Origin of the sequence: Streptococcus sp. HMSC065E03 (genome assembly GCF_001815045.1) — a bacterium.
Classification (GTDB): domain Bacteria; phylum Bacillota; class Bacilli; order Lactobacillales; family Streptococcaceae; genus Streptococcus; species Streptococcus parasanguinis_AD.
The window spans coordinates 280670-303716 of sequence record NZ_KV818852.1; the positions used below are offsets into that span (position 1 = coordinate 280670).

Genomic DNA, 23047 nt, shown 5'->3' on the forward strand with positions numbered 1-23047 from the left:
ATCCAGTGGATGATTTCAGCAATCCAGGAAGTTCTATGACTAAATTAAGATACAGAGGGCGTCTGCGGAGTAAAAATTAAAAATCATTTTTCTGCAGAATCATTTCACCTATTTTAGTTAAAAAATAGGTTATCAACATTCTGAGGCTGGGACAAAAGTCCTAGCCTCTTAATTGTTTTTGGATTGTCGAGCAAGACGCAGTGGTTGATGGGCTCTACTACGCTGATTTCATCAGCTTTTACAGCCCTACTCAACTGTGCGAAGGAGGGACGACGAAATCGAATTCTAATGAATTACCGATTTCTGTCCCACTCTCAATTACACGATTAGTCTAACAAGTCTTGGATTCTATCCAGATACTGGTTGTCTGTCACCGCCATCACGCGCACCCCTTCTGGCCAGATAAAGTCGGGAGCAATCTGAATATGAAGCGGTTGGTCTTCCGCATCTCGATAGCCGATAATATTGAGATGGTACTCCTCTCTGACAGCCAAGTCCTGAAGGCTTTTTCCTACCCAGCTAGCTGGAACCGTAAACTCAGCCACCACCACTGCTTCATCCAACTGGAAGACTTCAATCCCGTGTTGGAAGAGGATCATCTTAGCTAGAGACATCCCCGCTTCTACCTCTGGTAGGATGACCAAATCAGCTCCAATCTTCTCAAGAACTTCCTTGGTCACTTCATTCTTGACCTTAGCAATGACGTGCTCGACGCCCAATGCCTTACAGTGCATGACAGCTAGGACACTGGACTCCAGGTTTTCACCTGTCGCAATCACGACTGTGTCACAGTTCCCAATATCTGCCGCATCCAAGAGGTCCATTTCCGTAATGTCTCCAACAATTCCAGTTGTAATCATAGATTCATACTGGTTGATCACATCTTCGTGATCGTCAATTGCGATGATATCCACATCCTGGTCCTGCAGGGTTTTTAAGACACTCTGTCCAAAAATCCCTAAGCCCAGAATTCCAATGGTTCGATTTGCCATAAGTCTCTCCTATCCGATAATGATGTCTGCCTTGGCATATTGCAAGGCATCTGCTTTTTTGGCTTTGTAATTGTTCAAACTGACCATGAGGGTCAAGGGGCCGATCCGACCGATAAACATAAGCACCATGATGATCCCCAGCCCTGCTCCATTTAAGGTCGAGGTCACATTGGCTGTCACGCCTACTGTCGCTAGAGCCGATACTACCTCAAAGACCAGGTACAAAAAGCGTTGACCATCCGGAGTCACGAGACAAAGGCCAAAGAGTCCAAGGAGAAAAGTCAACTGGAAAATCACTGCCGTCCCCAAAGAGCGTTGGACCAAGTCTGGTGCGATGGTGCGCTTACCCAGGTTGGTATGTGGCAAGCCGAGCAACTCTTTGCGCGCTAAGAGAATTAGCACCAAGAAGGTGGTGATCTTCATCCCCCCTGCTGTCCCGCCTGGTGCCCCACCTAGGAACATCTGTAAGAGATAGATAAAGAGCGTCACTGGCCGGACTGCTGTATAATCCAACGAGGCAAAACCAGCCGTCCGCATACTGACAGTTTGGAAGAAGCTGACCAAGATCTTCTCTCCTAACGGAAGGGACCCAATCGTTGCTGGATTATTAAACTCGGTCATAAGACTAGTCACTGTCCCAAAGAGAAGGATAGCAGCTGTTAACCAGAGAACCACCTTGGTGTGAAAGCGAAGAGTCCGGCGTCCAGATTGGTTGCGGGCCTTGGTGGCTAGGTCAAACCAGACCATGAAGCCCAAGCCTCCGGTAATGATCAGAGCAGACAAGGTCAGATTGACCAACCAATCGGTCTGGAAACTCATCATACTATCGCCCCCAAAATTATCAAAGCCCGCATTACAAAAGGCCGAGACCGCAACAAAGATGGAGTTAAAGATCCCATGCCCCCAGCCAAAGCGAGGGATAAAGCGGGTCATGAGGAGCAAGGCCCCCACTCCTTCGATGGTAAAGGTGGTAATAAAGATGGAGCGGACAAAACGGGCCAAGCTCTGGTTATTGCTAAAACTAAAACTGTCTCGAATGGTCTGCCGGTCCTTGTAACTAAGTTTTTGGCGACCTTCCATAAAGAAGAGACCGATAAAGGTCAAGATCCCTAAGCCTCCGATCTGGATCAAGAGCATACAGATCAATTGTCCCAAACCATTATAGGTCGAAGCCACCGACTGGGTAAAGAGCCCCGTCACACAGACCATGGAGACCGCTGTAAAGAGGTGGTCGATATAGCCTGCTTTTGAGCTCGCTTGCTGGACAAAGGGCAGACTCAATAAGAGCGAGCCCACCAGGATAACTAAGGCAAAGCTGAGAAATATTCGCCTTGCCGGAGACAGGCTTTTAATTTTGGCCTGCCATTGTTTAAAAAATAATTTGACTAACATAGCTTCATTGTATCATAAAAAGTGAAAAGACCTACAAGTGATGAACCATCTCTAGGCACAATTCTAGGGCCTTCTCAAAAGCTTCAGCACCCCAGTCACGCTGGTCATAATTTTCCAGGTCTGCAAGAGAATCTGCGGTAAATAGGAGCAAGCCCCAAACTGCATCACGAAGCTGGGCGACCGCTGCAAGTGAGGCACACTCCATCTCCACAACACGACACCCTTCTTCAATGCGATAGGCCACCTTGTCAGGTGTTTCTCTATAAAAACCGTCCGTCGACCAGGTCATGACCTCTTGATAAGGAATATCTTTTCCTTTCAAGACAGTTTCGATGGCGGTCAGTGCACGACTGTCCACTTCGATATAACGAGAAGGCGCTACATAATGGTAACTAGCTCCCTCATCTCGCAAGGCCTTGGTCGGGATCAAAAAGGCATTTTCTTCTATATCTACCAAGACGCCACAGCTACCCGAGGAAATGATCTTCTTCACCCCATAGCCAATCAACCAATCCATGAATTGGGCAGCAGCTGCAGATCCAACTGGCGCTTGGGCCAAGCAGACTTTCTCTCCTTGGTGCTCCATAACATAGACCGGATAGACCTTGGTAGCTGAGACAAAGCTAGCTACTTGTTTGGCTCCAACAGCTTTGGCAAAGCGATCAATCTCATCCTCCAGGAAAGCATAAACACATTTTTCGGGTAGGTGCAGGTCTAACCCCTCATGGGTCGGCATAATGACTGCCTGCGGATTGTCGTCAAACTCTAAAATGGGTATTTCATGTTTATGGATCATTGTTTCTCCTTTTTGACGAGTATTTCTTTAATGACACGGGCTGGGTTTCCTGCAAGGACCACATTGTCTCCAAAGGACTTGGTCACGACTGCTCCTGCGCCAGCAACCACATTGTCACCCAGCGTCACACCAGGAAGGATGGTGACCCCTCCTCCTGCCCAGAAATTGTCCCCTATTGTAATCGGAGCGCCATACTCCAGACCAGAATTGCGCTCGTCTGGATCCAGTGGGTGTAAGGGGGTCAAAAATTGGCAATTAGGACCAATCATGGCATTCTTTCCAATCGTGATAGGACAAATGTCCAACATGGTCAAATTGTAATTGGCATAGAAATTTTCTCCCAGATGGATGTTGACCCCATAATCCACAAGAACCTGACGATTGAGATAGAGGTTTTCACCGGTTGAACCAAACCACTCTTTGATGATAGCTACACCTTTTTTAGGATCCACCTCTTGGTTAAAAGCTTCCTGTTTCTCCCGAGAGGCTTTTGCCAAAGCCCGTAATTCAGGGTCCGCAGGTCTATAATAGTCACCCGCAATCATTTTTTCATATTCACTGGCCATAAGGAAACCTCCACGTTATTTTGACATATTATAGCAGAATTCCACCTTTAAAACAAACGTCAGAATAAGGGTTTGCAAGAAAAAAGATCATAAACACTTAAAAATACTTAACAAAACTTGCATTTGCTTACAAAATAATGTACAATAAAGACAAGAACAGAAATAAGGAGCGAATTCATGTACCAGGAACAACGGCTCGAAAAAATCCTAGAACTTTTAGAAGAGCGAAAACAGCTATCCGCTAAAGAAATGGTTGATTATTTTAAGGTCTCAAAAGATACCATCCGTCGAGACTTCGCTCTCCTTAGCCAACGCCAGCTGGTCCGCAGGACCCACGGTGGGCTCCTTCCCTTAAACAAAGAACCTGGCCCTTCTTATCTAGACCGCAGTCAAAAGGCTAACAAGGAAAAGACTACCATGGCTCAAAAGGCCCTGCAATTGATCCAAAATGGCCAAGTGATCTTTCTCGACGTTTCCACCTCGATGACCCTGCTTGCTGGCTTGCTTAATAAGGAAGTCACAGTCTATTCGCATTCCCTTGACAATGCTATCCAGCTCAGTAGTCATTCCCAGGTTGACTTTCATCTTTTAGGAGGAAAATTCTACCCTAAAAACCGCTTCTACTATGACGCGAATCAAGCACAAATACTGGACAATCTTCGCTTTGATCTCGCTTTTTTTGGAGCGAGTAGCTTAGCCAACGGCGAGGTCACCTTTGAAGATGCCGAAGACGTTGCCGTCAAGTCTCTCGTTTTTGAACGAGCTCGTACCAAGGTGCTGGTGGCAGAAAGCATCAAGTTCTCCCAAAATGCCAACTACTATCTCGCTCATCTCAAGCAATTTGACTATTGGATTACCGACCAAAAACCAAGCCCGGAAATCCTAAAACAAGTTGGCAACGAAACCACTATTCTTTACTAGGAGGTAATTTTATGTCTCACATCCGTCTCATCATCAGCGATATCGATGGCACCATCTTAAATGATCTACACCAGATCGATTCTGATTTACTGACTCTGATCCCAGATTTAAAGCGTGAAGAGATCCCTTTCGTGCTAGCCTCTGCTCGCTCCCCCAAAGGAATGGCACCCATTGCCAAAGAACTCGGTATAGAAGACTGCCCCATGGCCTGCTACAACGGGGCCTTGATTCAAAAAGGCGAGCAGGTTCTGTTTGAGCATCCCTTAGACAAGAATGAAGCTCGTCAGTTTATCGACTGGGCCAACCAACACTTCCCTCAAGTTTCGATCAACCTCTATAGCGGAAAAGACTGGATGACCGATCATCTCGACCAATGGAGCCGAGAGGAAGCCCGGATTACAGGGGAAAAACCTCTTATTCTTCCCCTATTGGATCCTTTGCTGGATACGACAAAGCCCCTCCACAAATTGCTCTTAATTGGAGATGCAGAAGAGATCCAAGCCCTCTATCGTGCTATTTCTGCCGACGACTTCCCTTCTACCGCCTTTTATCTCTCCAAAGCCAACTACCTAGAAGTTACCGCTAAGCACGTCTCTAAAGAGGATGCTCTGGTTGAGCTCGCTAATCACTACCACTTGAGCTTAGAAGAAGTCCTCACCATGGGGGACAACTTCAATGACCTTCCTATGCTCAAAAAAGCAGGCATCGGTGTCGCTATGGGCAACGCTCCACAAGAAGTGAAAGAGGGAGCAGCAGTCGTGACAAAGACCAACAATGAAAACGGGGCTGGGCATGCGGTTGAAACCTATGTGTTGATCTAGTCATCCGTTTAAAAAGGACGTCGAGTATAATATCCGACGTCCTTTTTGACGAATGTATAGCACTAAAACTACATCATTTTCATATAAATGCTATCCCAACAATGTCTGCAGAATTGGAACCACAATCACAAATAAGACTGTGCTGAGAGTGACCACATTCGTTGAAAACTCAACATCGCCTTTACCTTGATTGGCAAGAATAGGAAGAACTGCCAAAGCTGGTGTTGCTGATTGAATCATAAAGGTTCTAAATTCTGGTGCCACCATATTTGGAGAGAAGAACTTCAGAACCAAGAGCATGATGACAGGTGCAAGAATAAAACGACCAACCAGTGTGATAATGGTATCTTTATCAAAGCGAATCGTCTTAAGGCCTGCCTTAGCTAGGACGATACCGATATAGACAAGAGATAAGGGCGTTGTTAAACTACCAATATAAGTCAAGGTGCTTTCTGCAAAACTTGGAACAGGAATACGCAACACCAAAAAGACGAGGGCTACGAGAAAACCTAATAAAGGAGCTGGGAAAAGCTTCTTCCAATTAAATTTTTGAGCCTGTTTTGAAGCCCCTTCTTTACTATCAGAAGTCATCAGATAGACACCTAATGTCCAAGTAGATACTGTATTTGTAATATAATACACTAAGAAATAAGGAAGGGCTTGATTTCCAAACAGAGCGATATTTAAAGGCAAACCAATAAATATGGTATTGGCATTGACAAAGGTATTAATCATGGTTCCTCGGCGTCCTGGGCGCACTCTAAAAACTTTCACCGCGATAAAGGCCGCTAGGTAACCAAGAATGAAGGCGATAAACGTATAGAGCAAACCGCCAGACAAGCTAATCAGCTTATCTAAAGTTAAATATTTAAGAACAGAGGTGAAAATTGCAACGGGCATGGCCACATTCATAATAAGTTTAGACAAGTCATTTCCGAAACTCTCTTGGAACCAACCGCGGACTTGCAAGAAATAACCAAGAATGATGATGACGATAATGGGTACAATACTCTGAATTGACGTTATAAAGATTTCCATAGTCTCCCTTTCTATATAATAGGACATACAGTAAAAGGCGTACGAGGCATCCAGTCGCACTCGTACACCCCAATTAAATTTACTTATTTATATTCTGGGTACCATTTCAAATCACGAACTGCTTTGGCCATATCTGTTTCCTTAGCACACGCAAGACCTTGCTCTTGTGCTTTTTTAGCGACTGCTTCTGCTACTTTAATAGAAACATCTGCTACATACTTGAATGGTGGCAAGACAGGAGCTCCTGGTTGGCCTGGATTGACAATACCACTCAATGAATGAGCCGCTGCTCCAATCATTTCATCAGTCAAAAGACTTGCTTCAGAAGCCAGCATACCTAGACCAAGACCTGGGTAAATCAAGGCATTATTGGCTTGACCAATCACATAGTCGACACCTTTATAAGAAACTGTATCAGCAGGAATTCCTGTTGCGACAAAAGCTTTGCCATCTGACCATTCGATCAAATCTTTGGCACTAGCTTCTGCTAGTTTGGTTGGATTTGACAAAGGGAAAATCATCGGACGCTCTGTATTTTCACACATAGCCTCTACTATTTCTTTAGTGAAGGTATTAGGTTGAGTTGAAGTTCCTACAAGAATGGTTGGCTTCACAGTCTTCACTACTTCAAGCAGGTCAGTCAACTTGTCTGCGTTACTAAAGTCAGCACGTTTCTTAGCAAACGGTTTTTGTTCAGGGGTTAGGTCATCCATGTCATCAAAGAGAAGACCTTGTTTATCAACCATAAAGAAACGTTTATAGGCTTCTTCTTCAGAAAGACCTTCACTCACCATTTCACGAAGAACACGAGAGGCAATTCCTGCGCCCGCAGTACCACCACCATAGCAGAGATAAACTTGATCTGTTAATTTTTCACCACTAATATCCAGTGAACCAAAGATACCACCCAAGGTAACGATTCCTGTACCTTGAATATCATCATTAAAAGTTGGAATTTGTTTCCGGTATTTTTCAAGAATATTGGCTGCATTCAAGCGACCAAAATCTTCCCAGTGAAGGTAGAGTTTAGGAAAGAGACGTTCTGCTGTTTGAACAAATTGGTCAATGAAGTCGTAGTAACGATCTCCGCGAACCCGTTCGTGACGATTTCCTAAGTAATTAGGATTGTTACGCAATTCTTCACGGTTGGTACCTGCATCAATGACCAAAGGAAGCACCGTTGAAGGATCGATTCCTGCAGCTCCAGTATAGACCATCAGTTTCCCAACAGAAATATCGACACCATTTGTTCCCCAGTCTCCAATACCAAGAATACCTTCTGCATCTGTCACAACAATAAGACGAATTTCACGGTCCCCTGCTGCATTTTTCAAAGTTGCTTCGATATTTTCAGGATGATTGATATCAAGATAGGCGGCATATTGTGGATCAACAAAGAGGTCGCTATAACCCTCAATGGTATCGGCAATGGTTGGATCATAGACAATGGGATTAAATTCTTCCAAATGTTGAGCAAACAGGTAATAGAAAAGGGTACGGTTGGTATTAAAAATTTCCATTAGGAACAAACGTTTTTCCAAATCGTTAACCTTCGTTTGCATTTGCGCATAAGTTTGCGCTGCTTGTTCTTCAATGGTTTGAACGTAAGGTGGCAGGAGGCCAATGAGACCTAGTTTCTGACGTTCCTCTAAGGTAAAGGCAGTTCCCTTGTTAAGGAAAGGGTTGTTTAAAATATCATGTGCAGTCATCATGTGACCTCCTTATTAGTTTAATTTATTATACCACTTATTTGCATTAAATGACACTTTGTTCTATATATGATACAATATAAATGAATCACTCAATGAAAGTTCAGGCGATACAACCGAAAATGATGCGATTTCAATAGATAACAAAATAATAGGTTTATCCATCACTTCCTAGATAGTCACGGTCATCTCTTAAAAAAGCCTGTTCCTTTCCACCTTTTAGAAGGTTATTCTCATCAAAAGATCCACTGTTTTCAGGTACTCTTTTTTCCACTTATGATGATCAATACCTATAAAAACCATAGATAATAAATCTAAAATATGTTTGTTATAAAATACTTTGTTTTGTTTAAGGTGTTATTTTTGTCATTTAAAACTTGTATTCTGGTTACATGAAAACAAAACATTATTTACAACGGTATATAGCGCAAAAGGTCAAATATTTGCGAAAAAAACAAAACATGAGTCAAGAGGAGCTATCGGAACGGGCAGATCTTGGATTAAAATACATCAATCAATTGGAAAATCAAAACGTGAATCTGACCATTCACAGTCTTGAAAAAGTCATTTCTGCTCTTGAGTTAACGCCTGAAGAATTCTTCAATTTTGATTCACTCGAAGCGTCTTCAGATCCTACTGACAGCCTTTCACTTAAGAGAGTAAACATGAAAATTAAACAACTTCCAGTTGGAAAAAGGGAAAAGATCCTAACGATTTTTGAAGATCTTTTAGATAGCCTTTAATGGTCCTCTGACTCACCTCAGATTGTAACAAACAAAAAATCATATAGTCAAATTAGCTATCACGGATAATTTTTGCTTATCCATGTCTGTCTATTTAGAAGAGGGAGCCCAATGAATCTTAAGGACTTTTATTATTTTTTTGATCTTAGTCAACAGCAATCCTTTACTGGGGTTGCCCAAAAACACGGGATCAGTCAACCATCCGTTTCCTATGCGATTAAACGACTAGAAAAGGAATTTCACTGCCCATTAATCGCGCACGATCCTTCTCACCGTACTTTCAAATTAACGCCCCAAGGAGAAATCTTGCTACGACATATTCAAAAGGTCCTACCTGAGATTCAAGGGGCTAAAAAAGAGATCCTCCGGAGTCTCTCTCAATTCAATACGATTGGTTTCCCACCAATCATCATTGACTATCTTGTCCGAAAACAACCCGCCTTTATCAGTAATGTTGCAGCTCTTCAAAGTATCCATCCTGTTCAAGAAGGGTCTGTCGAACTTTTGGAATTACTTTCCAAAGGAGAACTAGATGCTAGTTTTTTAGGGAGTTTAGAACCGATTAAAGATCATCGCTTCCAGGTAAGAGAAATGGCCAAACGAGATCTCTTCTATATCCTTCATCACAACCATCCACTATCCTCAAAAAAAGTATTACAATTTTCAGACGTCATCGATGAAGATTTTATCATTCCAGATGAGCACTTTGTTCATTTAAAAGCCTTTGAACTGTTGAATGAGCGCTATCACCATGAGGCTACGCCCTTCTTTCAGACGGATGATATTCAGCTCCTAAAACAACTTCTTCGTAAACAAGTGGGGATCAGTTTACTAGCAGATCTTGCACTAACAGATGATGAAGAGGAATTGATTGCCATTCCGATGGATGAAGACGAACGGATCAGCTTTTACGTTTCATTAGTTGAACCGAGGGAAAGTAATCTCAAACCGGAGGTCATCCAATTCTTTGAAAAATTACTAAGCTAATCACAACCTCCATTCTTTGTCCTGATTTAGAAACATAAATAAAGTGACTAGCTAGTATTTTTTACGACTAAAAAATATAGTAGAAATGCCGATAAAATAAGGATTCCTGCAAATTTGTGGGAATCCTATTTTCTTTCGTATGTATTGTATAATTAAATTATTTTGTGTATATTTTGCTTATTCAGCTTATTATTAATAATTAGAGATATAAAAAGCTCGCAAAGCCTTGATTATTATACCGTTGACAAGCTTTTCAAAAACCTGTATGATAGAAAAAAGTTTATTAAAAAGGGGACGTATTTTGAAAAAATATACTATTTCACGTAAACAAACTTTAACTTTAGCTTCCGTTGTTTTAGGAACGGTCTTCACAGGAACGACTATTGCTTCTGCTGATGACGTTGCACCTGCAACAACCCAAGCTGCTCCTGCAGCTACTACAGCAACAAAATCACCTATCACTGCTGCAACAGAAGAAATCAACGCCAAAGCCAATACACCAGTTGTTCCTGCTGATAAAGCAAAAACTGGAGATGTCATCGCTGTGGACGTCAAAAAAACTGGCCCATCTGCTAAAACAGACGGTGCAGACACCACCACTACCTCAACAGCAACCATCAAAACGACTAGCTTAGCCGATCAAGACACACCTGTTGGCACTTCAAAACCAGTCTCTTCTACCAAGACAGCTACATCAACCAAAGAAACAGCTGACTACACTGAGACAACAACTGAAACAGTCAACAAAACAACTGTAGTCGAAGTGACAAAAGAAGCCGATGTCGTCAACAAAAAAGAAGTCCAAGGAACATCAGACATCGTCTTTGTCATCGATAAATCAACTTCGATGGATTCACATATCAATGATACAATGAAGAATATCGAGTCCTTTGTTCGCAATCTATCTGCTAAGAAAATTCAAGCCCGTTTAGGATTAGCTGAATACGAAAGAGCTAGTGAAGTTAAATACCATGATTTCAATGGATCGAAGTTCACAAGTGATCCAGAAAGCTTCATTTCCGCCCTGAAAACCATCAAAACTGATGGCTACTATGAAAATGCTACTGTTCCATTGCATCATATCGCTACTTCAGGAGACTACAACTGGGGGACTGGGGCAAACAACCATCGCTTTGCTTTCTTGATTACAGATGAGGACATTGATCTTACAAAGGATACACCAACAAAAGAAGCGACACTGAAAGCCCTTCAAGATGCTGGTATCTCTTTGACAGTGGTTGGTGAAACACGTGAAAAAAAAGACTTTGATCCATTGGTCAATGGAACAAATGGTCTCTACCTAGATATCGACAAAAACTTTGCTAACTTGTTGAACGTTCAATTTGCCAATAAAGTCGTTGAAACCGTCCAAAAAGGTCGTGTCTTCAAGGTACAAACAGACAAGTATGAGTTGATCTCAAAAACTCATCGTGTGGCGAAAGCAAAACCACAAACACCTAGCATCCAAACGCCTGCAACACCGACTCCTACTCCTCAAAAACCGGCTGTTGTAACCCCTGCGAAACCGACCGTATTCACACCGGCTAAAAACGAGCCTGTGAAAACGGAAGTTTATATCGCACCAGCAGCTCTTCCTCAAAAAGAAGCAAGCCTTCCAAATACAGGAAGCAAGACCTCAATTGCTTTGACGACTCTAGGTCTTGGTCTTCTTAGCATGGGTGCTGCCTTTGGCCTCTCTCGTAAAACAAAGAAAGACTAACATGAAAAGCCTAATCCGTTGATTGGGCTTTTTATCACTCAAAATTTCCCCTTTGCTATTTTCATTAGAAAGCGGAAATCTTCAACTTCTACCAAGAAATTCTTGTCCTCCGCTATGATATAATGGGGACAGTACAAGGGAGGAAACCAATGTTACAAGAACTAGCCTTTACAGGCCAATGGAGACGCTATCAAAAACGCGTTCTCGATAAGAGTGACGCTTTTATGGCGGATGGCCATCTGCATTTGGTAGCAGCGCCTGGCTCTGGAAAAACAACCCTGGGAATCGAATTTATCAGACGCTTCGGCCAGCCAACCCTGATCTTAGCTCCTACGGTCACCATTCGTCAACAATGGGTGGACCGGATTATCCAAGCATTCTTGAAAGATGAAAGCCAGGCAGAGCAACTGATCTCTCAGGACCTCAAACATCCTAAGCTAATTACAGTGGCTACCTATCAGGCTCTACACAGTGCCATGAACCAAGTCGTCGGTCAATCGCAAGCTGAGGATACCGATGACCAGGCAGAGATTGAAACATTTGATTTCAAAGGCTTTGATATCTTTACTACTTTCAAAGACATCTCACTCGGGACCCTTTGTTTAGATGAGTGTCACCACTTGCGCAATGAATGGTGGAAGAGTTTGGAAGCCTTTCGTCAAGCCTTCCCTGACTTAAAGATGATCTCCCTCACCGCTACCCCTCCCTATGAAGGAGACCCTGCCCTTTGGGATCGCTATATCCGCATGTGTGGTGAGATCGATGAGGAAATTACGGTTCCCGAATTGGTCAAGGAAGACACCCTTTGTCCTCACCAAGACTATGTCTACTTTGCCTTTCCAACCAAGGAAGAGCAAGAGCAGTTGGATGCTTTTAGCCAACAAAAGAATGCTCTCTTGCAGCAACTGACTTCAGATCCTCTCTTTTGCCAATACCTCCAAACCTGCCAGGCCTTATCTGGTCAGATCAGTGATGATGAGCTACTCAATGAGCCCAAGTATCTCTCTGCTACCTTGATCTTTCTTCGAAGCAAGGGAATCGCCTTTCCCAAACGTTTCCAGGACCTTTTAGGAGCCAAGAAACTACCTACTTTCACCCTGGACTGGCTTGAAATTCTCCTGCAAGGTCTGCTCTTTCAAGTGCCTCACTGGTACAATCTACCTGAGGAATACGAGAAGCAAGTCCTCCATGAACTAAAAGCAGCCAGCTTGATCGATCGAAAACAAGTTAAACTTGTCCGCAACAAAAAACAAGACCTTCTGCTCAACCAATCCCTCGGAAAACTCAATGCCGTTCGTGAGATTTTCAAGGCGGAATACCAGGCGCTTGGAAATCAACTGCGCCAACTGGTCCTAACAGACTATATCCGCCAAGACTTTGAAGTTCATCTCGGGGATAAGGACGCCCAATTTACTCAATTGGGAGTTCTCTCTTATTTCGAATCCATTCGCAGGGAAAGCTTAGAGCAAGCAACTCCTCCTGCCATCGCTGTTTTGACCGGTAGCATCGTCATCATTCCGACGGTCGCTAAGTCAAGACTAGAAGAGCTTCTAGGAGGGAATCGACTGACTTACCAAAGTGTCGGCCAATTATCTCCTGATGACTTTCTCAAGGTTCGCTTGGTTGGTTCTCAGCATGATTTGGTGACAGCCGTGACCCAGCTCTTTCAAGAAGGGCTCATCCAAGTCGTCATTGGAACCAAGTCACTTCTAGGGGAAGGCTGGGATGCTCCTTGCGTCAATTCCCTGATCCTAGCGAGCTTTGTCGGCAGTTTTATGCTCAGTAACCAAATGCGGGGTCGTGCCATCCGAGTGTGGCCTGAGGATCCAGACAAGACCAGTAACATCTGGCATCTAGTCTCTATCAACCTTTCCCTAAAGAAATGGTATGAAAAGTCCGATCTTGAAAAGGAAGAGATCGAAGCCATCACTGATCAGTTGAAAGAATACAGTCCTGATTTGGAGCTCTTAGAAAGACGGATGAAGCAATTTTTAGGCCTTCATTACAAGGAGCCCTTCATCGAATCCGGTATCGAACGCCTAGCCTTTGACAATATTCGCTATACCAAAAAACAGTTACAAAAACTCAATGAAGAGACCTTAGAGCGCTCCACCCATCGTCAAGAACTCCGAGACGGCTGGCAAAAAGCCCTGCCTATTCTGGAGAATATGGAGATTGCAAATGAGGTCCAAGTGGATAAACACTTCCTGCCTCTGGCCCTATTCTTCGATGCCAGAAAGCTGGCTCGTTGGCTGACGGCCGCCACTTTGACCGATGCTTTCGCCAACCTTTTTTACTATTCACATAGAGGAGGAGGGAATAAAGCGTCTCTAATTCTTCTATTCGTTTTAGCTGTTCTCGCTCTCCTTGCCTGGCTCCGCTACTATCTCTATAAGAGCCCTTATAAACGGTTAGAGGTCTTTGGACAAGCTATTCACCAAGCCTTGCTCCTCTCTGGGCATATTCAAACCCAGGAGACCCGTATCCAAGTCGTACGAGACAGAAAGGATGCCATCAACACGCTGATTTATTTGAAGGGCGGAACCATGCGGGAGAAGGAACTCTTCTCGCAAACCATAATCGAATTCTTCGCACCGATTGAAAATCAGCGCTATATCTTGAAAGCACAGGAAAAGGTATCCGATCAAACAGAATATTTCGCTGTACCAAGCCTCTTTGACAAACGGAAAGAGGATGCCCAAGCCTTTGTCGCGCAAATCCGAAAGAGTATAGGCAAGTATGACCTCGTCTATACCCGAAGTGTCGAAGGTCGCGCCATTCTCCTAGATGCTCGCATCAAGGCTCTAGCTAACAAACAAGAGCGCACCTTCACCAAGAAACAAGTGATGTCGGATTTGAAATAAAACTGATTTCACTACAAAAAAATTCTAGTAGACATCCTCTACTAGAATTTTTTGTTAGTCAAGTACAATCATAGCCTTAATAGTCTTACGTTCATCCATGTCCTTATAAGCTTGGTCGATATCTTCCAGTTTATAGCTTGAAGTAAAGACACGACCCGGATTAATATCACCGTCAAGAACTGCTTTTAACAAAACTTGTTTATCATAAGTAGTAACTGAGGCTGCTCCACCTGCCACTGAGATATTTTGGGCGAAGGTCGAACCAAGGGCACGGTTATTGTAGTGTGGCACACCGACAAATCCCATACGTCCACCATTGTGAAGGACCCCAAGGGCTTGATCGACAGCTGCCGCGGTACCGACACATTCAAGGGCCGCATCTGCTCCTCCTCCGAGGATTTCACGAACCTTGGCAATCCCTTCTTCACCACGCTCAGCCACAACCGCTGTCGCGCCTGACTCCAAGGCCATCTGTTGACGGTCTTCGTGGCGACTCATAAGGACGATTTGAGACGCACCACGCATCTTAGCTGCGATCACTGCACATTGACCAACGGCACCGTCCCCAATGACCACGACTTTGTCACCTTTTTGCACATCTGCTACACGCGCCGCATGATAGCCCGTCGGCATGACATCTGCTAGCGTCAAGAAGGATTTAAGCATAGCTTCTGTATAATCAGAAGGTTGCCCTGGAATCTTGACAAGGGCCCAATTAGCAAAGTGGAAACGGATGTACTCCGCTTGCACTCCATCAGACCAGTTGGTGCCGATATGACGGTCACAAGTCCCATCGTAGCCAGCACGACAGGCATCACACTCTCCACAGCCATGGGTGAAAGGTGCAATGACAAAATCTCCCGGTTTGACCGTTGTAATGGCCTCACCGATTTCTTCGACAATCCCAATGGCTTCGTGGCCACTATTTTGGTGCCCCGCTTCAATATCTGGATTACGGTAGCTCCATAGATCGGATCCACAGACACAGGTGCGAACGATACGGAGAATGACATCATCTGGCGCTTCGATCTGTGGACGTTCCACTTCTACAAGGCCCACTTGCCCAGCTTCTGTATAGACTGTTTTCTTCATAGGGACGACCTACTTTCTATTGCTTACTTATCTATAGTATACACTTTTTATCGAGCTTCTGCTCATACCAAGTCGTCATTAATGGTGGTGATGATCATGCCCATGACCTTGATCAGTTTCCAGGTCTTCGATATTTCTCTTGTGAGCTCGGTGGGTTGCCAAGTCTTCATCTACCTCAATGGTGACGTTTTGAAAGCCACAATCTTTGAGCAAGGTACGAATCGCTTCTTTACAAACCTCCATGTGGTTGACATGCTCCAGACAAACATGGACAATGGCGTTCTTTTCCAGCCCATCCATGGTCCAGAGATTAAGCTGATTGATACTAGCCACATGGTCCAACTGTTCCAAATCACTCTTGACTTGCTGGATATCTACTCCTTCTGGCACGGCATCCAGGAAAATCCTGAGCGTGCTCCAAAAACGTGGAATGGCTTTTGACAGAATAAAGATGGAAATGGCAAGAGATAAGAGCGGATCCAGGATATACCAGTCGGTAAATCGGAGAACAATGGCCATTAAGATGACAGCCACCCAACCTAAGGTATCTTCCAGAAAGTGCAGGCTGAGAATGGATTCGTTCTTGGTTTGCCCTTTGCGAATGACGAGACTCGCTAGCACATTGATGCTGACGGCTATGATTCCAAGCCAGAGAATGCCCTCATCGTTGACAGGTTGTGGGTGAACCAATTTCGTTATATTTTCCAAAATAACCAGAACGGACCCTGTCATGAGAATCACAGCTGTTACCATGGCCCCTAAAAGGCTAAAGCGCTTGTAGCCCAAGGTATAGTGGCTGTCTTCTTCACGATTGGAAATACTCTCCAAAAAGGCGGAGATCCCAATAGCGATTGCATCCCCCAAGTCATGGACCGAATCCGCAAGGACTGCACTGGATCCAAAAATCCCTCCTGCAATAAACTCAACAATGGCATAACTCAAATTCAAGAAAAAAGCGATCCAGACCGCATGTTTTGTCTTCATAATCCTTAATCCTCTGATATAATAGATTCATGAACATCATGTTCATTATCTATTATCCACTACTATCAACAGAAAGGATAGGAGCAAACTGTTTAGGGTGTACGTTACTGAACAATTTGTTCAAATTGTCCATATGAATACTCAGGATCGTCGCATCACCAAAACTCGAAAAGCTATCTATCAAGCTTTCTTACACTTACTCAACCAAAAAGACTACGAGGCCATCACCGTTCAGGAAATTATAGACCTTGCTGATGTGGGGCGCTCGACCTTTTACAGCCATTACGAGAGCAAGGAATTATTGCTAGATGAACTCTGTCAAAAACTCTTTCACCATCTCTTTGAGCGTGCTGAACACCTCTCACCACAAGACTATCTGGCCCATATCTTCCAGCATTTCAAGAAAAATCAAGATCATGTGACCAGTCTCTTGCTCTCTAAAAACGATTATTTTATACGGCAACTGCGAAAAGAACTAGAACACGATGTCTACCCAATGGTAGCCGACGAACTCATCAAGGCCCATCCAACTCTCCCTCACTCTTACCTCAAACACCTGGTCGTCAGCCATTTCATCGAAACCCTCAGCTGGTGGTTGAAAAAAGGCAAGTCCTACACCGAACAAGAAGTGACCCAGTTTTATTTGGAGATTTTAAAAGTGGGGTCGAACTAGAAGGGAGTATTTTCAATGACCAGCGTACAATTTTACTTTCTATTTCCATCACTCTTCATGCTTCACGAACTGGAAGAAATCGTTTGGATGCCATCCTTTGTCAAAAAAATATCAATCCAGTATCCAAACAATCGAATCCTAACTTATTACACTCCTTTTGCTTTCAACTTTATTGTCTTGGAGCAATTTCTCATCCTAATGACGTCTCTATATCTTAGTTACCAGTTTAATAACTATAGCATTTACGCAAGCATCATAATCGCTTATATCTACCATGTATTCGGACATCTGATTCAAACAATCGTTATACGAAAATACGTGCCTGGGTTGTTAACGGGCATTTTAACAAGTTACTTTTCTATCATTTCCCTCAAAAATGAAATTCCAATTACACTTTATGGTTACTCTCTTTTTACCTTATTGGTTATTATTTTAAATCTTGTAGTATCATTTATGATTCTTCATAAAATCAGTCATAAAAAATAGTACTCAGGCAATCATATCTTAGAAAGGAAACCCTATGTTCTTCCCCATTCTTCTCGGCTTTTTGACAGCCTTCTTTGCCCTTGCTTTTGCTCTTCTTCACTTATTGGCTTCTCTTTCTGAAGTTAAAAAAGGAAATCACACTCTAGGAAATACATTTCTCCTCATCGGAAGTAGTCTTGCGACCTTATCTCTCACCCTCTACTTCTTTTTACCGATTGTCTCTCTAGTCCTTTGGTTGATCGGCTGTGGTTTGATTTGCTACGGGGCCTATTGGAATGGGAAACACAAAGGAAACTTCCACCCAGTCCACCACCTGATTCGAATGGGCATCGCTCTGGTGATTACAATTTTATTAGCTCTCATATAAGAAAAGCTCAAGTTTGCAGAAAAACTTGAGCTTTTGTAGTTTCTATTTGTTAAGCCATTAACAGCATGAGAATAGGGATCACCACCATGGTTGCAAGGGTCGTCTCTGTCACCATGACCGCTGCGTAATCACTATCAGCTCCGTAGAGCCTGGCAACGACCGGGGCATTAGTCATCACAGGCATGGCAGACTGGATGATAAAGACTTGCTTCATCAAGCTTGGAAGAGGGGCCCAGTAAACAATGGTCGCCATTAGGAGTGGAGCAACTACGAAGCGTCCTAGTAGAATGAGGAGCTGATCTTTTCCAAGTACCAACTGCTTCACGCCTACATGAGATACCGACAAACCAATGAAAATCATGGATAAGGGGGTTGTTAAATTGCCCAGATACTGCAAATCACTGGCTAGAAATGCAGGGAGCTTTATCTGCAGCATCACCATGACTAGTCCTAAGAGAAAGCCCATGAGGGGAGGAGAAAAGACTTTTTTCAGACTGGTTCTGATATCAAACTGCGCTTCTCCTTCGCCATCTCGCTGGATCAGGTAGCTCCCCAAGGTCCAGAAAAAGGTCGTATTACACATGTAATAGATCAAAACATAGGGAATACTGGCATCTCCAAAGAGAGCTTGGTTAATAGGAAGCCCCACGAAGATAGTATTGGAGTTAAAAAACATGGAAATAAAGAGGCCACGACGGTCCTGTCTCACCGCAAAGATCCTGGCTACTCCTGTCGCGATGCCAAGCAAAATAACCATAGACAGGGCAGGAAAACGCAGTTCTGGCAACATTTTTAGGAGGTCAGCCGCTGTAAAACGCTGTGTAATGGTATAAAGCATATAGCAGGGAAGAGCAATTTGAGTGACTAATTTTGCGATCAGGCCACGTGACTTGTCATCAAACCAGCCTTTTTCACCTATGACAAAGCCCACTAAAATCATACCTAGAATGACCAGGATCCCTGATATACTCCTCAAAAAGATCTCCATGTTTTCTCCTTTTACTTCTTTGAAATGAACGTTTTTCCACAAGTCTCAAAAACTACTCTAGTATATCATAAAAAGAGGTGGGGCAACATGCCCACCTCTTGTATTTATTAATTGTTACTAGTAGCCTTTCTTGGCCGCCTTGGTCTATTGGTACCAACCAACGAGACTGTTGATAAGGTAAATCAAGAAAAACCAATAAAATGGTGGGGACTATGGCGAAAATAGATGATTCAGTTAAAAAGAAAGTTCCAGAATTGCGATTTAAAGGATTCGCGGATGAATGGGAACAGCGTAAGTTGGGAGACGAAGTTCGAATAGTGACGGGACAGTCTCCTAATTCAGAAAATTATACTGATGATCCTAATGGGCGCTAAAAATGCGAAGACCTATGAAGACCTATTTTGTATTAGTCAAACAAAAGATCCAAAAGAAATGGTATATGATTATGACCATGAAACAAAGTAAAATCAAACCAAGTGATCTGAGGAAGCACCCGATGATCATGAAACGTTATTAAACACAAAAGTCACCCATGTGAGTTCTTGCCAGAAGCTGAAGTTAATCCTTCAACCTGGAAAACCCGCAGAGGTGACTTTTTCTATACATCTCGATTTTTCTGGTAATAATCATTAACCGATAAATATGTCTGTGAATCACCCAGCGACTCCGCTATGTCCATAATCCGCGGTGGTAGTAATCCCACTCGCTGGACAAGTTCGTGATCGCTGAACAATTCCCGTGGACTGCCGGAGAAGCCAAACTTCCCGTGTTCCATAACATACACCGACTCAAACTCGGCGGCGACCCAATCCATGTCATGGGTGATGGTCACAACTTGGTGGCCCGAATCAGCCAACTGATGGAAAATTGCGGTCAACTTGCGCCGGCTTTCCCAATCAAGCGACATCATCGGCTCATCAAATAAATAAATCGCCGGATCCACTGCCAAAACTGTGGCAACGCTCAACAGCTTGCGTTCCGACAATGACAGGTCATATGGACTTTCAGCTGTTTTATCATCCAAGCCAACTCTTTTTAGAGCCGCTAAAGCCCGCCTCGTAATCGTGTCGTGGTCATCTATGACCTGCGCGACACTCCACTCCACCTCTCGTTGAACGGTCGGGTTAAAAAGCTGATCGTCAGGATTCTGAAAAGTAATCCCAACCTTCAGTAACTTTTCGACTGGTTTAAGATCATTAAAATTTTCTCCATCGATCTTAATCACACCGGTTTGTGGTGTCAGCAAGCCCGTCAATAATTTGAAGAGCGTTGATTTGCCGGCACCATTTTGGCCGACAATCGCCACCATCGGATCGGCGAAGAGTTTGTCTTCAACATCCAAGCTAAAGGACCGTTCCGGATAAGTGAACGTCAGGTGGTTCAGTTCAATTGTGGACATAACAAACCTCCTTCAGTTCAGCGTCATTCACCGGATACCGGCCATCAGCCAAGCGCCAATCCATTTTTTGAGCAAGTTGCTGGATTGTCGGGGCTGGAATCTGCCAGTCAGCTTCCAAATGATTAAACACCTCACCCGGCCTGCCCTGGGCTACCATTTGACCCTCGTGCAGCACCCACACAACGTCGGCGACTTCGCACAAATCGTCAATTTCACTGGTGACAATGAAGACAGTCGTCTCTTTGACTTGGGCCAGCCATTGGAAAAATTGTCGGCGACCAAGGGGATCCATCTGACTGGTCGGATCATCCATAATCAAAACAGCCGGGTTAGCCGCAATCGCCGTGGCAATTGCCAACCGCTGGCTCTGACCACCGGAAAGGCTCTCGGGACGCAAATTCAGCTGTTCAATCAGCCCCATTTGCGTCGCAACTTCTTCAACCCGTTTTTGAATCAGTCCTTCAGCCATTCCCTGATTAATCAAGTCAAAGGCAATTTCATCGGCAACCGTGTCTGCCAACCCGCTTAGTTGGCCAGCTGGATTTTGCAGTACAACTCCATTCATGGCATTATAAACGGGCCAATTGTCGGACACTCGCTGGCCAAACATGTGCCAGTCGCCCTCAATCTCAGCAGACACCATTTTGGGAATGACCCCTGCCAGCACACGGCACAAAGTCGATTTGCCGGAGTGGCTATTCCCGATAATCCCAACCACCTGGCCGGTATGAACCTCCGCGTTAATCTGACGCAGTTGTGGTTGCTCAGTACCCGGATAACGGGTGGTCAAATTTTCAATTACAATCCGTTTATCTTCGTCCATATCTTCCACCCAATCAATAAAATTGCCAATCCAGTCAGACCAATGTGCAGCGTCCGCGACAGGCGATACACGCGCTGGGAGGTTCTGACAGTCCGGTTGGGATTATCAAAACCTCTCAGTTGGAGAGAAATCGACCGCGCCATCGATTGATCCAAGGTCTTAATCACCAATGGAATTAGAACCGGCAGGACTGACTTTAATTTCTGAATCAACGTTTTTTGCGGATTGGTTCCGCGAACTTTTTGTGCCTGCTGGATTTTCCGCATATTGCGCATCATTTCCGGCAAAATATAACACACCGACATCAGAACGTAGACGGTTTTATAAGACAATCCGGACAGTTCCAAATAGGCCGCGTTTTCTGAAATACTCGTGGTCACCATAAAAAAGCCACTGGTCAAAATAATCACCAATACTCGACAACCCAGAGTGGTGGCGTAAATCAGGCCTTCTTTGTAGAACGACACCCCAAGCACAGAAAACAGCACAGTTTGATTCCGACTGTAAAATAATCCTTGGATGATCAGCATGGTGCAAATCAGAAACAGGCTGAATCCCAGCGCCTTAAAGATGGTAGAACTCAATTTGGAAAATAACAATAGCAGTGTTGCGACAAGAATTAATCCGGCCTGAAGCAATAAATTCATACTGGCAAAGCTCAACAACGTCATGTCCAAGATGAACAAGAGCTTAGTAATCGGATCGATCACCTGGTACCACTTGAGCTTGACCCGTGGCGCTCCAGAAATCAATGTTTGATCAGTCATCATTTATCACCGCTAAAGAAGTGCACCATCCGCTTCGGTAGCTGACGATAGATGAAGAATGCCAGGTAGGCCACGCAGACTTTATCCAAAATATCCAAGACAAACTCATCGGTAAATGAGGCCAGCCACACTGGTGCATGATTGGCGACCATTACCGCAAACAATGAGTCACCCCAAGCGATACCGGTCTGACCACCCCAAAAGATGACGTTGAGTGGCGTTGAAATGACAGCTGAAACGATGGCAATAATAATAGCAGAAACAAATACTCGTCGCGCTGACGAGAACCACCCATTGGCGTGCAAAACTCCGACAGCAATCCCAATTCCGATGCTGGTAATCGCATACACGGTTGAAATTGGCGATAAGGTCAGCCCATAGATCACGTTGTTGATGAAACCACTGATGGCACCGGCAACCGGCCCAGCCAACATGCTGGCAAGAAAGGTTCCCAAAGACCCCAGCCAAACGGGCAACTTTAACCCCTCCGCCAAGGCTTTGGCAACATAGTTAATCCCCACGGCAGCGGGAATCAAAGTCATGGTGGCAGCACTTAACTTAAATTTCCACATACTGGTACGATGAATCGGTTCTGTTTTCATAATCTTCTCCTTTTGTTTTTAAAGAGCCGTGTCTGTTTAGACTTTCGGACGCAACGCTCTATAGATTTTCGATTTGAACCGCTTCTCCTTTCACAGATCCCTTAGTCGACATCAGGGATTTTCTTGAAAATGATTGTTCAACAGTTCACAACTAATCATACGCCTATTTCATCAGAAGTCAAGAATTTTCTGAAGTTTTCTTGAAAACGTTCGGGAATTGAAAAATAGAGCGAGCGCCCATGAGAACGATCGCTAAACAATTATAAGAGGCCACTATAAAAAACAAACACCATCTCTGGTGTTTGTTTCATTTTATA

General features: G+C 44.0%; 24 protein-coding genes. 11 read left to right on the forward strand and 13 right to left on the reverse strand.

The window, feature by feature from the left end:
* Nucleotides 1–326: 326 nt before the first annotated feature.
* The 4 genes from HMPREF3002_RS05935 to HMPREF3002_RS05950 are packed head-to-tail and all read right to left on the reverse strand — an operon-like array spanning nucleotide 327 to nucleotide 3746.
* Nucleotides 327–992 (reverse strand): potassium channel family protein, encoded by a 666-nt coding sequence (locus HMPREF3002_RS05935; RefSeq protein WP_070665564.1) that lies wholly within the window; start codon nucleotides 990–992, stop codon nucleotides 327–329.
* A 9-nt stretch (nucleotides 993–1001) separates the two neighbouring features.
* Nucleotides 1002–2384 carry a TrkH family potassium uptake protein gene (locus HMPREF3002_RS05940; RefSeq protein ID WP_070449318.1) on the reverse strand — a complete coding sequence of 461 codons (1383 nt, stop codon included), beginning with the start codon at nucleotides 2382–2384 and terminating at the stop codon, nucleotides 1002–1004.
* Between the two features lie 31 nt (nucleotides 2385–2415).
* Entirely contained in the window at nucleotides 2416–3180 is a 765-nt protein-coding gene (locus HMPREF3002_RS05945) for a nucleoside phosphorylase (RefSeq protein WP_049483786.1), read from the reverse strand.
* Nucleotides 3177–3746 (reverse strand): sugar O-acetyltransferase, encoded by a 570-nt coding sequence (locus tag HMPREF3002_RS05950; RefSeq protein WP_049483785.1) that lies wholly within the window; start codon nucleotides 3744–3746, stop codon nucleotides 3177–3179. The genes HMPREF3002_RS05945 and HMPREF3002_RS05950 overlap by 4 nt, the downstream gene beginning before the upstream one ends.
* A 177-nt stretch (nucleotides 3747–3923) precedes the next feature.
* On the opposite strand from HMPREF3002_RS05950, the gene HMPREF3002_RS05955 reads away from it, so the two are divergent.
* Complete coding sequence (locus HMPREF3002_RS05955) at nucleotides 3924–4667, forward strand: DeoR/GlpR family DNA-binding transcription regulator (protein ID WP_070665566.1); 744 nt, start codon at nucleotides 3924–3926, stop codon at nucleotides 4665–4667.
* An 11-nt stretch (nucleotides 4668–4678) separates the two neighbouring features.
* Entirely contained in the window at nucleotides 4679–5488 is an 810-nt protein-coding gene (locus tag HMPREF3002_RS05960; protein ID WP_070665568.1) for a Cof-type HAD-IIB family hydrolase, read from the forward strand.
* A gap of 90 nt (nucleotides 5489–5578) precedes the next feature.
* Here the strand turns inward: HMPREF3002_RS05960 and HMPREF3002_RS05965 are convergent, their stop codons facing one another.
* Both HMPREF3002_RS05965 and HMPREF3002_RS05970 read right to left on the reverse strand, forming a co-directional pair.
* Nucleotides 5579–6526, reverse strand: coding sequence for an AEC family transporter (locus HMPREF3002_RS05965; protein ID WP_070665571.1), 948 nt, complete (start codon nucleotides 6524–6526; stop codon nucleotides 5579–5581).
* 83 nt (nucleotides 6527–6609) lie between these two features.
* Nucleotides 6610–8235, reverse strand: a complete 1626-nt coding sequence (locus HMPREF3002_RS05970; protein ID WP_070665707.1) for a malolactic enzyme — start codon at nucleotides 8233–8235, stop codon at nucleotides 6610–6612.
* Nucleotides 8236–8627: 392 nt separating this feature from the next.
* Here HMPREF3002_RS05970 and HMPREF3002_RS05975 point away from each other — a divergent pair, with 392 nt between their 5' ends.
* The 4 genes from HMPREF3002_RS05975 (at nucleotide 8628) to HMPREF3002_RS05990 (ending at nucleotide 14549) form a co-directional block, all read left to right on the forward strand.
* The gene (locus tag HMPREF3002_RS05975; RefSeq protein WP_023919061.1) at nucleotides 8628–8978 is read left to right on the forward strand and encodes a helix-turn-helix domain-containing protein; all 351 of its coding nucleotides are present in this window, start codon (nucleotides 8628–8630) and stop codon (nucleotides 8976–8978) included.
* 111 nt (nucleotides 8979–9089) lie between these two features.
* Nucleotides 9090–9965, forward strand: a complete 876-nt coding sequence (locus HMPREF3002_RS05980) for a LysR family transcriptional regulator (RefSeq protein ID WP_070665573.1) — start codon at nucleotides 9090–9092, stop codon at nucleotides 9963–9965.
* 301 nt (nucleotides 9966–10266) lie between these two features.
* Nucleotides 10267–11685 carry a VWA domain-containing protein gene (locus tag HMPREF3002_RS05985; RefSeq protein WP_229099289.1) on the forward strand — a complete coding sequence of 473 codons (1419 nt, stop codon included), beginning with the start codon at nucleotides 10267–10269 and terminating at the stop codon, nucleotides 11683–11685.
* A gap of 149 nt (nucleotides 11686–11834) precedes the next feature.
* Nucleotides 11835–14549 (forward strand): DEAD/DEAH box helicase family protein, encoded by a 2715-nt coding sequence (locus tag HMPREF3002_RS05990; RefSeq protein ID WP_070665579.1) that lies wholly within the window; start codon nucleotides 11835–11837, stop codon nucleotides 14547–14549.
* Between the two features lie 54 nt (nucleotides 14550–14603).
* Here the strand turns inward: HMPREF3002_RS05990 and HMPREF3002_RS05995 are convergent, their stop codons facing one another.
* Together HMPREF3002_RS05995 and HMPREF3002_RS06000 are read right to left on the reverse strand one after the other, a co-directional pair.
* Entirely contained in the window at nucleotides 14604–15641 is a 1038-nt protein-coding gene (locus HMPREF3002_RS05995) for a zinc-binding dehydrogenase (protein WP_070665582.1), read from the reverse strand.
* Nucleotides 15642–15719: 78 nt separating this feature from the next.
* Nucleotides 15720–16625: a cation diffusion facilitator family transporter gene (locus tag HMPREF3002_RS06000; RefSeq protein ID WP_070665585.1), complete on the reverse strand. Its 906-nt coding sequence runs from the start codon at nucleotides 16623–16625 to the stop codon at nucleotides 15720–15722.
* 133 nt (nucleotides 16626–16758) lie between these two features.
* Between HMPREF3002_RS06000 and HMPREF3002_RS06005 the strand changes: the two genes are divergently transcribed.
* From HMPREF3002_RS06005 to HMPREF3002_RS06015, 3 genes are read left to right on the forward strand one after another with little or no spacing between them, the layout of a single operon-like run.
* Entirely contained in the window at nucleotides 16759–17298 is a 540-nt protein-coding gene (locus tag HMPREF3002_RS06005; protein WP_207185529.1) for a TetR/AcrR family transcriptional regulator, read from the forward strand.
* A 15-nt stretch (nucleotides 17299–17313) separates the two neighbouring features.
* Nucleotides 17314–17784, forward strand: coding sequence for an HXXEE domain-containing protein (locus tag HMPREF3002_RS06010; protein WP_003008702.1), 471 nt, complete (start codon nucleotides 17314–17316; stop codon nucleotides 17782–17784).
* Nucleotides 17785–17818: 34 nt separating this feature from the next.
* Complete coding sequence (locus HMPREF3002_RS06015) at nucleotides 17819–18151, forward strand: glucuronide permease (protein ID WP_070665591.1); 333 nt, start codon at nucleotides 17819–17821, stop codon at nucleotides 18149–18151.
* 49 nt (nucleotides 18152–18200) lie between these two features.
* Here HMPREF3002_RS06015 and HMPREF3002_RS06020 read toward each other — a convergent pair whose 3' ends face one another.
* Nucleotides 18201–19139, reverse strand: coding sequence for an AEC family transporter (locus HMPREF3002_RS06020; RefSeq protein ID WP_070665594.1), 939 nt, complete (start codon nucleotides 19137–19139; stop codon nucleotides 18201–18203).
* A gap of 212 nt (nucleotides 19140–19351) precedes the next feature.
* Between HMPREF3002_RS06020 and HMPREF3002_RS11005 the strand changes: the two genes are divergently transcribed.
* Together HMPREF3002_RS11005 and HMPREF3002_RS11330 are read left to right on the forward strand one after the other, a co-directional pair.
* Nucleotides 19352–19513 carry a hypothetical protein gene (locus HMPREF3002_RS11005; protein ID WP_176745571.1) on the forward strand — a complete coding sequence of 54 codons (162 nt, stop codon included), beginning with the start codon at nucleotides 19352–19354 and terminating at the stop codon, nucleotides 19511–19513.
* Between the two features lie 14 nt (nucleotides 19514–19527).
* Nucleotides 19528–19656, forward strand: coding sequence for a hypothetical protein (locus tag HMPREF3002_RS11330; RefSeq protein WP_002878297.1), 129 nt, complete (start codon nucleotides 19528–19530; stop codon nucleotides 19654–19656).
* An 81-nt stretch (nucleotides 19657–19737) separates the two neighbouring features.
* Here the strand turns inward: HMPREF3002_RS11330 and HMPREF3002_RS06025 are convergent, their stop codons facing one another.
* The 4 genes from HMPREF3002_RS06025 to HMPREF3002_RS06040 are packed head-to-tail and all read right to left on the reverse strand — an operon-like array spanning nucleotide 19738 to nucleotide 22730.
* A complete protein-coding gene (locus HMPREF3002_RS06025; protein ID WP_070595474.1) occupies nucleotides 19738–20538 on the reverse strand; it encodes an energy-coupling factor ABC transporter ATP-binding protein in 801 nt (266 codons plus the stop codon).
* Nucleotides 20525–21361, reverse strand: a complete 837-nt coding sequence (locus HMPREF3002_RS06030) for an ABC transporter ATP-binding protein (RefSeq protein ID WP_070595476.1) — start codon at nucleotides 21359–21361, stop codon at nucleotides 20525–20527. Before HMPREF3002_RS06030 ends, HMPREF3002_RS06025 begins: the two co-directional genes overlap by 14 nt.
* Nucleotides 21337–22128, reverse strand: a complete 792-nt coding sequence (locus HMPREF3002_RS06035) for an energy-coupling factor transporter transmembrane component T (RefSeq protein WP_171963570.1) — start codon at nucleotides 22126–22128, stop codon at nucleotides 21337–21339. The genes HMPREF3002_RS06030 and HMPREF3002_RS06035 overlap by 25 nt, the downstream gene beginning before the upstream one ends.
* Complete coding sequence (locus tag HMPREF3002_RS06040; protein WP_021153833.1) at nucleotides 22128–22730, reverse strand: hypothetical protein; 603 nt, start codon at nucleotides 22728–22730, stop codon at nucleotides 22128–22130. The genes HMPREF3002_RS06035 and HMPREF3002_RS06040 overlap by 1 nt, the downstream gene beginning before the upstream one ends.
* Nucleotides 22731–23047 lie beyond the last annotated feature (317 nt).